Genomic DNA, 12,979 nt, shown 5'->3' on the forward strand with positions numbered 1-12,979 from the left:
TTTTCACTAATTCAAATAGACCATGACAAGTGACCTTAGTCATCTTGGATGGAATTCGTTGGAGTCACTAACAATGCAGTATTGATTTTTTCGAGACACAATCGCCAATGGCCCAATGTGTCGACATTTCTATTCCTTCTCATGCCTTTTTCAATCTCTGTTTTCAAATCCATCAATTGTATGAGCAATAGGCCTTTTGAATAGTCAGAATGCACAAAGAATTGGTTTTCAATTTCCATAATGCTCCTTTCCTGTCCCAACATAGCTATTATAGTATCGATATAGGCCCTTTGAATTTCCTGTTTCCTGCGATCAACATGACCGAAACTTTCCCATATCTCTTTGAACAAACCATCTTGCAAATACCTTAGATATGCTTTGACCAATCCTTTATTCCCCGAGACTTCCTCCAGATGCTCCATTCGTTTTATCCTACGGGCCCTAAGCAGGTCGATGATTAACTTTTGTTGGTAGTGCAAGACCAGGTCTGGGAAGGTGGAATATCTGTTTTTGGTATGGAAATCGGGTTCTACCAACCAATCCGGAGGGGCAAAAGCATGTGTCAAAAGAAAATCCAAGGCTTCCATTTGGTCCTTCCAAGGAATGGAAGTGTACATGTTCCCCGGTTGACTCATGGCTTTGTAATGGATATCATACCCCCCTATAAGGGTCGAAACATGTACCATATGATTGTACCACAATTCCAGGGTCTTTTCATATAATCGATTCAAGCGTCCATTATCATTTTGATCGTTCGTGACATCAGGTAATAGGTCGATCACACGTTCTATATTTTTTAAGGCCAATCCTGTACTACGGACCGGATCGTTGGTCTCAACCACCTCATTGGAGGCTGTGGGTCCAATAACCTCCATCTGGTTCCGATTGAACCGGTACCAAGGCACCGAATCCTGCCATCGGACCATCCGTTCCAAAGCAGCTTTCTCCTGCTGGGGAGTTGTCCCCTCGGGAAATTCCGTATAGGCCCATTTGATGTTATACCTATCGGTGGGCCCCACATGTCTTAACAACAACGAAGGGGGTACACTATCCGAGGGCTGGGGAATGTTTGAGGGCCTGGTATAGTTCATTACACTTGGGGTATACCCCATGGTGCGCAACCAAGTGCTGTCGCCCATTTTATCCCATGGGTACCGATACTCCCCAAAATTGGCATCCATGATTCCAAAAACATGTCCTGCTTCGTGGGCCGTTATCGCTTGGAACAGTTCGCCAATGAGTTCATCGGGAAAGGGGAAACGCTGCGCCCTATTGTCCAATGGGGCAGCCCGGACAAAGTAAGCCTCCATTACAGTCCGCACTGATGCCCCCATAAAAATGTCGCCACGTAGAATTTCCCCGGACCTCAAATCAATAATATGGCCAAGGGTTCCTCCATAATCCTCATATTCCCAACCTCTCATATATTTTTTTTGGTTCCAGTGCACTACGTTGGAATGGATACTATGAGCCGTCCATTCGTCCAAACTGTCCAATTCCTTGACCACAAGGGCGTCCTTGAATCCCGCGGACTCAAATGCGGGCACCCACTCTTCAATCCCTGCCTTGATATAGGATCGCCATTTTTTGGGGACCTCTGGGGAAATCAAAAACGAAATAGGTTTAACGGGAACGCTGATATTTTGATCCTTGAATTTTTTTTCCAACCGCCAACGGGTGATATTGGCCAATCCATTTTGTTGGCCGAACCTAACCCCCATCTTCCCGTCGGGATAGAAGCCCATGCGATAATCAAACCTTCTGGCTTTCATTGGTGACCCCAAGGCACAGAACCCAAAATAGAGGGGAACCGAAGCTTTGGAATTCCTCCTGATCATGCCCCTTCGGGCCTTGATAATTACCTCCCCGTCCAAATCCTTGGTGCCCATTAAGACCGACAATCGGGGCACCGGGTTTCCAAAGGAAACTCCCAGTCCTTGGGGCCATTCCAATTCTTGGTTCAAAATGAGGTCGGTGATATTGATACAATGGCCACCGGGTAAAGCCAGTTCCCTTTCCATGGGAAATATGGCCAGGATATTGTCCTTCAGGTCAATCCCTTCCTTGAACGGTATAATGATTCCTGCAGTGGAGGCAACGGCCTGTTGCTTCAACAGTATCTTGTCATGGAGTTTCGACCATACCACTTGCATGGCACTTCGCCTCATATTGTCATGGCAAGTAAAAAGCATCGGCTTGTCCAATAGCGAATCTGGGATGTTCAAATAGAGTTGCCCCCCTTGGATAAAAGAGGTCAAGAAAGGTTCTTGTTCAATGGTTTCAACAATTGAACCATTCATTACAGCTCCTTTGATTGGGTCAAGGGCATATCCCCAACACTGTAGAGACAACAAACAGATAAGGATTAAGTTTCTCATATTTTGGATTTACTTTGGGTTTGGAATCGGAACCCTCCCCGTTTTGAGGGAATAGGGTATCGTTGCTATGTAATGTGATAAACTCAATAGCCCGGGTTCTGTGGCAATAAGTTGGGGTTGGTGTCCAATTCGCTCTCTGGGATTGGCAGCCGTACATCCGTGGCTTTCCAATTCGGTTTGAATTGTCCCAAGATTTCGTCCGCTTTCCCCAATCGTTTAAGGTCAAACCATCGATGTCCCTGCTCTGTAAAAAGTTCAAACCTGCGTTCATTAATGATAGCATCCAAAATCTCGTTCTGTGTACTGGCCATGGTATTGGCCAAACCTGCCCGGTTCCGAATGGCGTTCAAATCACTTTGAGCTCCGACAATATCACCCAACCTAATCCTGGCTTCTGCACGGATCAACATTTGTTCGGCAGATCGAAAAAGAATGGAATATTCCAAGGCTTCATTTTCATTGATACCAGCCTTGTATTTATGGGCATAGTAATAGGTAACAGTATTGTCCATATCTGAAATACCATTGACCCATTGGTCCCTTCGCAAGTCATCCGCTTCAAAAGCATTTAGAAGATCATTTGTTAGCGCATAGGTCTGGCCTGGAACACTCTGGATGATGAGCTGTTCGGCCTCACGGGTATTTTTCGGAGATTCATTGTCCGCCTTTAGTTGCCAAATCGTTTCTTGGGAACCCTTGAGAAAAACTTGATTCAAGTCGGACTCCAGGGGAAAGTCGTCGATCAGTTCGGTTGCCATTGCTGCAGCCTCTTCCCAGTATCCAATATAAAGGTGCATTCGCGCCAATAAGGCCTTGACCACATTTTGGTCAGGATAAATACGTTCATCGGAAACAGGTGCAGTCCCTTCCAACAAAACCAATGCGGCTTCAAGGTCTGCTATGATAAGATCATTTACCTCGTCCACATCCGTTCGGACAACCGTATTGGTTTTCAAGTAGTCCGTGGTCTCGACATAGGGCACGTCCCCAAAAACTGATACCAATAAACTGTGCAAATAGGCCCTGATAAACAAGGCCTGACCCTTGAAGCTGTTCTTTTCTACCGTGGTCAGCCCATCCGTACCATCCACTCCCTTGATTATATCATTGGCCCCATAAATGAGATGGTATGCCTGTCGCCACCATTCCAAGACGGCCCCATTCCCCGGGAGTACATTATGTTGGAAGAGTTGGACATAATCGGCGCTAAAACCATAATAATCCAATTCATCACTATAAATGCCCATCGCCGTTGTCAGGCCAAAGGCCCCCGAAACCATCCCCTGTTCGCGCATATCGTAATAAAGGTTGGCCAATGCGGACTCCACAGTGGCCGCATCATTGAACACGGTTTCGGATACCAAGGTATTTTTAGGTGGTTGCACTTCCACAAAGTCTGCACAACCCATTACCAAAATGGCTGATATTAAAAGGCATGACTTTTTAAGGGTTGGATAGGGTTTCAACAATGACCTCAATAGGGCCACATCAAGTGTATTTATATATTCTGAATGTTTCATACTGCTGTTTTATCGGTTAAAAACTAATTTGGACGCCCAAGGTTATTTGTCTCAATGGGGGCAATCGGGTGCTTGAAGGTTGCTCGGGATCGGGCCCCTCGTAATTGGTCAGTGTCCAGAGGTTCTGTCCTTGGAGATAGACTTTCATATCCAATCCGGGACGCATAGAAGGAACTTTATAGGTCAGGGATATATTCCGCAATCGGACAAAGGATGCATCGGAAATGGACGCATTGCTATCCTCTTGAAGTGACCCTAGATCCTCGCCGCCGGCTAGGCCACCCGAAGCCCTCTGGATGGGTTTCACATCCCCTGGCTCCTCCCATCGGTTGTAGAGTTCTGCAGGAGTGTTGCCCTTGTACCCAGGGGTTGCATCGAATCGTAAGGTGTTATAGGCCTTTTGTTTTTTGAACTGGAAGAGCACATCCATAGTCAGGTTGCCCAGACTTAGGGAATTTCCAAATCCACCATAAAACTTGGGGGCCAGATCTTCTATCCATTGTCGGTCCTCCGCCCTGTTGATGTCACCGTCCCCATTATAGTCCTCAAAGGTATATGCCCCTGTTTCCGGATCTACCCCAAGGGCATGATAGAGTTTAACGATGGTCAGGGGTTGGCCAATACTATAGCGATTTGCAAAAGTGGAGTTTTTCAAGCCATCAAAGGCTACAAGTTTGCTCTTGGGAACGGTCAGATTAAGGGTTGTGGACCAGTTGAACCCTTTTGATTGGATATTTACCGTACGAAGGTCCACTTCAAGCCCCGTATTCTCCACAACGGCATCGAAGTTTCCCGTCAGTTCCGCAAACCCTGTGGTCGCTGCCAAAGGAATTCCTACCAACTGATTGGAAGAACGATTGCGGTACCATGAGGTGTTGACCAACAGTCTGTCCTTGAAAAAGCCCAGTTCCAGGGCGGCTTCCAGTTTGTTGTTTTCCTCCCAACTGAAACGTGGATTGTAGATGCCCGTTGGCTCCAACACCGTAACACCGTTATAGTTATTTCCGGAAACCTGATAGGTGTCCAAAAAGCGATAGTCGCCGATGTTGTCACTTCCCGTGCTTCCATAACTTGCCCGTAGCTTACCGAAACTCAACAGGGAGCCTTCACTGAACAGGCGCTCTTTTGAAAATATCCAAGCAAGGCCTACCGCACCAAAGTTTCCGAACTGTTTTCCAGGGCCGAAGCGCGAAGAGCCGTCCCTACGGCCCGTAAGGTTGAGGATATACCGATTCAATAAGTTCACATTGATTCTTCCAAACAATGCATTGTATTTGTATTTGCCATCGGTATCTGAAAATACTTGAAGGTTTTCTGCGGCGGCAAGGTTTTCCAACAATCCATTATTGGGAAAACCCAGTCCCCTTTGCACTAACTGCTCCATGGTTTCCTCTTGGAATGTGGTTCCGACGAGAAGGTCCAGGGCAACTCCATTCCAATCCTTCCGCCAGTTCAATTGGGGTTCCACGATCCATGACACCCTTTGGGAAGCATTGGTGATCAGATGGGAATAGTTTTGCGGAGTAACCCCCAGACCCGGATTCCGTGCCGAACTGGGCATGGCCCTGTACGAATCCAAGCGGTAATCCGTGAACCCCATATTTGACCTGAATTCCAAGTTTGATGTAACCTCATAGGAAACAAGCGCATTTGAAATAAGGGTATTCGATGTGGATTTATAGGTTTCCTCCAAGGAGGCCAATGGGTTGTCCCAAGTATTGTTCTCCCAATTGATGTTCCCCTCGTCATCATAAATTCGAGGTGCATTGGGTTCCAAGGAATAGGCCTTGGAAGTAAAATCGACTGTGGGCATTTTGTTGTTCTCATTGGTGTACCCGATCGAGAGGTTGATCTTGAAGCGAGCATTCTCGGATTGATGGTTTATATTGCTACGCAGGTTTGCCTTTTGATAATTGGAATCCCCGGGAAACACGGTAGTCTCCTTTTGATAGGATCCACTGATCAAAAATTGTGTCAGGTCATTGCCGCCGGATACAGAGAGCTGTGCATTGTTCCGGTAGGAGGTTCCCCCGATGAGTTCCTTTTGCCAGTCAGTGTATCGGTTATTGTCCCATAATTTGACATCGGGCCAGAAAAAGTCAAATCCGGGATCTTCCAATAGGTCGCCGTATCCATCATTTGTAATGCCCTCCCTTCGTACTTCCAAATACTGTTCGGTGTCCATTAGGTCCAAAAAACGGGACACTTTACCAAGGGTGGTGCTCAAGTGGGCATCAAAACGTGTTTTGCCGGCCCTGCCTTTTTTGGTGGTGATCAGTACCACCCCATTGGCCCCACGGGATCCATAGATGGCTGTGGCATCAGCATCCTTGAGCACTTCAATACTCTCAATGTCGTTTGGATTGATGGCGTTTAAGGGACTGATACTGCCACCGATGATTTGGCCAGATACTCTCGATGCCCCAAGGGATTGTGAACCGAAGGGCACACCATCCACGATGAACAGGGGGTCTGTAGCACCATTGATAAAATTCCTGCCCCGCACTTCGATGTTGAAACCACCACCAGGTAGCCCAGTGGTCTGGGCAATGTTGACCCCGGACAATTGGCCTTGCATCGCCGCCAAGGGATTCCCCACGGGTTGTTTTTCCATAGTAGCCGCCTTAATGGTGGCAATATTACCGGTGCGTTCCTTTTCCTTAACGGAATAGTAACCGGCATTGAGCACGACTTCCCCCAATTGGGTAACATTCTCTTCCAGTTGGACATTGATTACAGTTCTTCCATCGATAGGAACATTCAAGGTTGTAAAGCCCACTATGGAAAAAACAATCATGTCCTCTGGACCGGCCTCAATGTTATAGGTGCCATTCATATCGGAAATAGCTCCACGGTTGGTGGATGGTACTACAACATTGACCCCGCCCAAGGGCAGCCCCTCCATGTCAGTAACAGTACCGGTTATAGTGGTCTGTGGTGGATCAAATGTTACCCCTGCTATCAATTTTTGATGGAGTAGGGGTGCTAATAGGAGATATAAAAACAGGAACAGTTTGGTCCTGTTTAAGCGTTTTGGTGATTTCTTCATTATATTGAGTTTCTTTGATTAAAGTGTCAGTTGTTATTGTATTCCCACAAGACAATCATATAGCGGTCCTTGGGTTTTAGCCACACTGCCCAAAAAGTCAGGATAAAGCCGTAACTTACTTGGGGACATAAAGGTTCGGACATAGGCCACCCTGTCCAAGCAGCAAAGGTTCTTGGAAATAGGATTCCTACATGAAAATGACTATGAAACTGTGTTAGGGCCGGATGCCCAAAAAAGTGTAAACGTGAACCATGGGACAAAAGGATATCGTTAACCGGAAAAATGTTGTAGCTATCCCATAGTTATAGTCTTAGGGTTATACGGGATTTTTGGGCTTTTTCTTAAAGAGAATATCAAATAGGGTCAGGCCCGCTCTAGTACTGGATCTGACCGATGATAAATGCTCTGCTAAAAAAATAAGCCTTTTGTTTCCCATAACCCATTGTTTGGGCGATGCCCCCGAAAAGCAAAAGAAATCAAACGCTATGAAAAAGTTGGGCGTGGAACTCAACTTAACGGAAAGAGGTACTGGTATACCGCGCAACGATAAGAGAGCTCACGCCCGGGTCGTGAGCCTATCTGCTTGTCGTCTCGTTGCTAAAAATTACCAGTTTTCTTTCCGAGATTCAAAGCGATGGCTTCAAATATTGTCTAAACGAAGAATCGCAAATTATGTATTTCTTAGGCAAGATACCAAATAAGTTTATTCGATACAAATATGTATCGAATAAATATTCCTCATTTCTCAATTTTTACTGAATGAGGAAATACAGCGGTATTGAAATAGAATTAATTAATATTCAAATTGGCTGTCTTATAAGATTGGCAAGATTGAAAAAAGGGCTTTCTCAGCTTGATTTGGGACACCAAATAGATTCGAATTCAACCCTTGTGGGTAGAATTGAAAGAGCGGAGGGTAAAACAAGTTGGGAAAAAATTTTCATGTTAAGTAAACAATTAGATGTCAACTTTTATAATCTTTTTGAATTAAAGAAAAAAGATGTCTTGCTATCAGTTGTTGATGAAGCGTTACAATATGAGAACAAACTTACTCAGGAGAAGAGGGAATTCTATGAATCTCTAAAAATAAAAATTGAGGAAACATATAGTACCTTTTTTATGGAACAAAAGTCGAATTAACCACCCGCATATATATTCCCAATGTATTCTACACTAGAATTTTCTTATATTCAGTTCTCATGCTCCCCCCATAGATTTATCGAATTTTAAGAAAACTATGTTTTGCATTAATTGCAAAAGTTATGCATAGACAACCAAATAGGTGGTATAAGCTTAATAAAGTTGGGTATATAAACAAGTTACCAGTCATAAACTGCACCATGAAAAATAAAATTTTAATTTTAATCTTTTCGATACCATTAACCGCCATTGCTCAGTCAACAATAAGTTTCACCTTCGATGATGGAAGCATGTCAAACCGTGCAAACTATGAATTTAAAGAATGGAACAACATGATTTTGAATGCTTTGGATAGTGCAGAAATCAAAGCTGTCTTTTTTGTTAAAACCGATGACAAAGCAACAAATAAGGGACGATATCTGATAGAAACTTGGAACAACGAAGGTCATTTGATTGCTAACCACACTTACTCTCATCCAAACTTTAACAAAGAAGAAATCAAGGCTACAGATTTTCGAATCGAACTTTTACGGGCTGACTCTTTGATTAGCTCCTACAGTAACTATGTTAAGTTATTCAGGTTCCCATATCTAAAAGAAGGTGATACAAACACAGAAATTGATAGTATCCGACAAATTATGAAATCCTATGGATATCAAAACGGACATGTCACAATTGATGGGTCGGATTGGTATATTGATAGTCGGTTAAGAAAGAGACTTAAACAGAATCCTAAAGCCAAAATTGAAGCTTTTAAGGATTTCTATTTGGAGCACATATTTGAACGTGCTAACTATTATGAAAACTTATCCTACGAACTAACAGGGAGGCACATCAGTCATACGCTACTTCTCCATCATAACCTTGCAGCCGCACTCTTCTTGGATGACCTTATTGAAATGTTTAAATCTAAAGGGTGGAATGTGATTTCAGCGGATGAAGCATTCAAAGACCCTATTTTTCAACAAACTCCTAACCATGCGGGAGAAAGCTTAATTTGGGCTTTGGCTAAAGACTCTGGAAAATATGAAGATGAACTTAGATATCCGGCAGAAGACAGCAGATACGAAAAAGAACGAATGGATGAGCTTGGACTCTAAAGACGAAAGGTAACAAATGCTATGAATGAATGGGGTTTTATCGGTCAGGATATTTTTGCGGTACTTGCAAAGTCCGCCACAAGTTTTATTTTTAAATCAAGGCGAGGCTATGTGCAAGAGGAAGGGGTTCTGCTTTCTAATCCCCACTGATCATAGCGCTATCGTTGCCTACAATACGTGGAATATAAATAACATGATTAAAATTATAGAGAATGACAATCTGATCAAACTGGAAATAGGTAGGGATACCCTTTATCTAGCGACTGCGATAGCGACGTATATTGAAAATAATCCAATGGAGAGTGATTTTTTCAGTATGCGCCCAGACATTGAAGAAAATATATTTGCCGAAGCATTGGGTGTTTTAGGACAAGCCAGAAGTAGTATGAATAAGCATGATACGATAGGTCTTATATATTTGGATAGGGGGCAATATTGTGTGCTGGAGGCCATATTTTGGTTTGGAAGGAACTTTGGTGATGACGTGGCAGAACTAGAAGAGTTTCATGATGATATTTGGAATGTTGATTTCCCCTTATCGAAAATATAATTTATCTTCCTATTGAGGTAAACTGAATGTAACAAGCTCTGATATCAAAAATATCGAAAAAGATTCATACATTAAATGTCCTGAGAAAAATTCAAGCAATGTATGATGCGTTAATCAAATGTACTTTTAGGGAGCGGAAAAATTGAAAATTAGGAATGAAAACAGAAACACAAAAAGAAAACTTTAAGAAAACGGGATTGAAAATCTGATTCCAAACATTGCGTGGAACCCAAACATGACGCTGAATCCCAAAAACGTGGAATACAAATACGTCCGTTTAAGAAAAGGCAGATAAAACAAAAAGTACTGTAGGCAACAATGCTAAAAATAAAAGCGGTTTATTCGTCAATGTCGATGTTGTAAAAAAAAAAAAGGACTGTCCAAGAATCTTTTCAAATAGACTTGGCATACTCCATTAAGGCAGGATCATTTTTCAGTTTTCCCATATCGTCAGAAATTTTGCTGTCCAATACCTTGGCATAAATCTGGGTCGTCTTCAAAGAGGTATGCCCCCAACATTTTGCTAACCGACTCAATCGGTACTCCATTGGAAAGGGTTACAGTGGTTGCAAAAGTGGGTCTGGCCAGATGGGTGGTCAGGTTCTTTTTAATGCCGCATAGGTCGGTAATTTCCTTTAAATAGGCATTGGACTTTTGATTGCTCAGTACAGGCAAAACACAATCCCCATTGATGACTTTTGGATGGTCTTGATATTTTTCAATAATGGATAAAGCAGTTGGGAGTAGGGGAATGCCTCGTCTGGATTTTGTTTTGGTGTGCTTGCAGCCCTTTACTTCGTTGTGGTCGTGCTCATGCTCCAAAGTTAATTTTGATAAAAAGAGTATTGGGCTGTTTTACTGATTGCGGACTTTTCAATGCACCGAAGTTCACTCAGGATTGGATGAATGAAAAGTATGCTATTGAATAAGGAAAATGCCCAGAAAAATAAAAATTATGATGAAGTTTAAAGATTTTTTTATACTTTGTTAACGTTTTTTGGAATAAATTTCTATTGGTTTTCATTCATGCAATGAGCAATTACTTCCTTTTTCCGTGGAAATAGCATCATTGTGTGGTATTGATTTTTCAATTAAAGCACTTTTTTCGTTTATACAGGTTTTGCCCGAATGTTAATTCGAGCGACACATGTTAGAAATAAAAGTATTGGCACATATAAAAGCTGAGCAAACTATACTCTGAGGCTTTAATGGACGCCCTGATACTTTAAAAGAAAGGCGAAAAAATGAATCGAAATAGCTTTGATAACGAACCTTATCTTGTTGAACAATTGAAAATAGGCCGGAAGGAAGCCTATTCCCATCTCTTTCAGTTGTATCATCAAGAGCTTTGCAATTACATGACGGCAATTTCAGGTGATCCCAAGGCCGCTCAGGACATTGCCCAACAAACCTTTATTAAAATCTGGGATAATCGTTCCAAGTTAAAAATCGGGGACAACAAACTTAAACGATACGTTTTTAAGACTGCCTACCATCTCTTCATTGATTCCCAAAGAAAAAGGAACAAAGAATCCCAATTACTGGAAAGTTTAAAGCAACAGGCTTATTTGGATATGATAGAGGTAGATAGTTCGCTTTTTGAGGAACGACTCCAAAGGGTGGAACGAGAGATAGAAAATCTTCCCGAACAGTGTAAGAAGGTGTTCATTCTCAGTAAAAGAGAAGGGTTGAAATACAAGGAAATTTCGGAACAACTACATATTTCGATAAAGACCGTAGAGGTCCACATGGCCAGGGCCATGAAGCGCCTCAGGGCACAGCTTGCCAGTTTTCTATAGCAGCCTCAAGATTTCGCGTCACACCACTTTCCCATTAGTTTTTTGCGCAAAGTTCAGCGGTATAACCGTGTTACTTCACAATATAAATGTTAAAAAATTAAATTCTTGTAAGGGTTTTTTGAAAATGTCACGTCTCTTAACAAAGTGACAAATAATTTCAGATGACCAAACTTGATATAAGAAGAATAATCACAAGGTATATCAACCAAGAAGCTTCCCAGGAAGAATTGGCCATTTTGTACGAATGGGTCAAAAAGGGAAACAACAAGGATGTATTCAAAAAATTAGTGCAAGCCGATTTCCTGGTCAACTATGAAGATAAATCGTGGGAGACAGAGGAAGCATTTGAAGATTTTTTGGATGCCATTCAGGACAAGGGGCATACATCCGTGAGAACTTTATACTTCCCGCAACAACTATGGAAATATGCCGCCATAATTACCATTATGATAGGTTCTTCATTGTATTTTCTATTGACCCAAACAACAAATCCAAGTTCCAATCCTATTCATATGGATATGGAAACCAATCAAATCACATTACAATTGGACAATGGGGAAGTGTTGACCATAGATCCAGAATCCGACGGGACTTTGCAAAGCCAAAATGGGGACACACAGGTATCCATGATTCAAGGAGTGCTGACCCAAAAGGAGAAAAAAGCGAAGGGGAGAATCACGAACAATACCATAAAGGTACCCTATGGGAAGAGTTTATCCATAACCCTTCAGGATGGCTCCACGGTTATGCTGAATTCCGGTTCCAGCATGACATATCCCTCCAGTTTTGAGGGAATGGAGACCCGGGAGATCAGCCTGACAGGGGAGGCCTTTTTTGAAATCGCTAAAAATCCCGAACAACCCTTTATCGTAAAAACGAGAAAAATGCATACTCGGGTTTATGGAACCGTGTTCAATGTTTCCGCCTACGAAGAGGATGAAATCAGTGAAGTTGTGTTGGTGGAGGGGTCCGTAGGAGTAGGAAGAAGTTTCGAAGGGGAGAATCATACCATTCAGATGCTAGAGCCTTCCCAAAAAGCATCAAATTCCTTGGAGAATAAAGACCTCTTTACAGTGGAAGATGTGGATGTTTCATCATATATATCCTGGACCAAGGGTATACTCACTTTTGAAAATGAGCCTATGCACAAAATCATCAAAAGATTGGAACGTCAGTACAATGTGAGAATTGAAAACCAAAGCGAAGAGCTTGAAGAAAGGCAGTTTACGGGCATGTTCGATGAAGAGGATATTGAGCATGTCCTGAGGACCATTCAAGCCCATACCCATTTTAGTTACGATAAAAAAGATGATTTGATAATAATTAAGAAACCTAATAAACAATAGTGCCTATGATGTGAAAACCAATAGACCAAAAAACAGATACTAACTAACTACACCAATTCCATTATGAAAAAAAATAAAATATTAATATGTACGATGT

8 protein-coding genes and 1 pseudogene are annotated in these 12,979 nt (G+C 42.6%); 5 read left to right on the forward strand and 4 right to left on the reverse strand.

Annotated elements, in window-relative coordinates; genetic code table 11:
• Positions 1 to 35: 35 nt before the first annotated feature.
• The 3 genes from EO132_RS17220 to EO132_RS17230 all read right to left on the reverse strand — a co-directional run bounded on the left by EO132_RS17220 (position 36) and on the right by EO132_RS17230 (position 6,947).
• Complete coding sequence (locus EO132_RS17220) at positions 36 to 2,378, reverse strand: zinc-dependent metalloprotease (RefSeq protein ID WP_127137087.1); 2,343 nt, start codon at positions 2,376 to 2,378, stop codon at positions 36 to 38.
• Between the two features lie 83 nt (positions 2,379 to 2,461).
• Positions 2,462 to 3,898, reverse strand: a complete 1,437-nt coding sequence (locus EO132_RS17225; protein ID WP_127137088.1) for a RagB/SusD family nutrient uptake outer membrane protein — start codon at positions 3,896 to 3,898, stop codon at positions 2,462 to 2,464.
• 16 nt (positions 3,899 to 3,914) lie between these two features.
• Positions 3,915 to 6,947, reverse strand: coding sequence for a SusC/RagA family TonB-linked outer membrane protein (locus tag EO132_RS17230; protein WP_127139051.1), 3,033 nt, complete (start codon positions 6,945 to 6,947; stop codon positions 3,915 to 3,917).
• 759 nt (positions 6,948 to 7,706) lie between these two features.
• Here EO132_RS17230 and EO132_RS17235 point away from each other — a divergent pair.
• The 3 genes from EO132_RS17235 (at position 7,707) to EO132_RS17245 (ending at position 9,737) form a co-directional block, all read left to right on the forward strand.
• Positions 7,707 to 8,087 carry a helix-turn-helix domain-containing protein gene (locus EO132_RS17235; protein WP_127139052.1) on the forward strand — a complete coding sequence of 127 codons (381 nt, stop codon included), beginning with the start codon at positions 7,707 to 7,709 and terminating at the stop codon, positions 8,085 to 8,087.
• A gap of 200 nt (positions 8,088 to 8,287) precedes the next feature.
• Positions 8,288 to 9,187 carry a polysaccharide deacetylase family protein gene (locus EO132_RS17240; RefSeq protein ID WP_164732376.1) on the forward strand — a complete coding sequence of 300 codons (900 nt, stop codon included), beginning with the start codon at positions 8,288 to 8,290 and terminating at the stop codon, positions 9,185 to 9,187.
• A gap of 193 nt (positions 9,188 to 9,380) precedes the next feature.
• Positions 9,381 to 9,737: a hypothetical protein gene (locus tag EO132_RS17245; RefSeq protein WP_127139054.1), complete on the forward strand. Its 357-nt coding sequence runs from the start codon at positions 9,381 to 9,383 to the stop codon at positions 9,735 to 9,737.
• Positions 9,738 to 10,129: 392 nt separating this feature from the next.
• Here the strand turns inward: EO132_RS17245 and EO132_RS17250 are convergent.
• A pseudogene (locus tag EO132_RS17250) lies at positions 10,130 to 10,520 on the reverse strand (site-specific integrase); the annotation flags it as partial.
• 461 nt (positions 10,521 to 10,981) lie between these two features.
• Between EO132_RS17250 and EO132_RS17255 the strand changes: the two are divergent.
• Both EO132_RS17255 and EO132_RS17260 read left to right on the forward strand, forming a co-directional pair.
• Positions 10,982 to 11,536: an RNA polymerase sigma factor gene (locus EO132_RS17255; protein WP_127139055.1), complete on the forward strand. Its 555-nt coding sequence runs from the start codon at positions 10,982 to 10,984 to the stop codon at positions 11,534 to 11,536.
• Positions 11,537 to 11,697: 161 nt separating this feature from the next.
• The gene (locus EO132_RS17260; RefSeq protein ID WP_127139056.1) at positions 11,698 to 12,882 is read left to right on the forward strand and encodes a FecR family protein; all 1,185 of its coding nucleotides are present in this window, start codon (positions 11,698 to 11,700) and stop codon (positions 12,880 to 12,882) included.
• Positions 12,883 to 12,979 lie beyond the last annotated feature (97 nt).

Source organism: Flagellimonas oceanensis (assembly GCF_003992595.1).
Lineage (GTDB): Bacteria > Bacteroidota > Bacteroidia > Flavobacteriales > Flavobacteriaceae > Flagellimonas > Flagellimonas oceanensis.

What these genes read in the sequence shown, in the direction of transcription:
- EO132_RS17220 (WP_127137087.1), bottom strand. Translation starts at nt 2,378, where the DNA reads ATGAGAAACTTAATCCTTATCTGTTTGTTGTCTCTACAGTGTTGGGGA.
- EO132_RS17225 (WP_127137088.1), bottom strand. Translation starts at nt 3,898, where the DNA reads ATGAAACATTCAGAATATATAAATACACTTGATGTGGCCCTATTGAGG.
- EO132_RS17230 (WP_127139051.1), bottom strand. Translation starts at nt 6,947, where the DNA reads ATGAAGAAATCACCAAAACGCTTAAACAGGACCAAACTGTTCCTGTTT.
- EO132_RS17235 (WP_127139052.1), top strand. Translation starts at nt 7,707, where the DNA reads ATGAGGAAATACAGCGGTATTGAAATAGAATTAATTAATATTCAAATT.
- EO132_RS17240 (WP_164732376.1), top strand. Translation starts at nt 8,288, where the DNA reads ATGAAAAATAAAATTTTAATTTTAATCTTTTCGATACCATTAACCGCC.
- EO132_RS17245 (WP_127139054.1), top strand. Translation starts at nt 9,381, where the DNA reads ATGATTAAAATTATAGAGAATGACAATCTGATCAAACTGGAAATAGGT.
- EO132_RS17255 (WP_127139055.1), top strand. Translation starts at nt 10,982, where the DNA reads ATGAATCGAAATAGCTTTGATAACGAACCTTATCTTGTTGAACAATTG.
- EO132_RS17260 (WP_127139056.1), top strand. Translation starts at nt 11,698, where the DNA reads ATGACCAAACTTGATATAAGAAGAATAATCACAAGGTATATCAACCAA.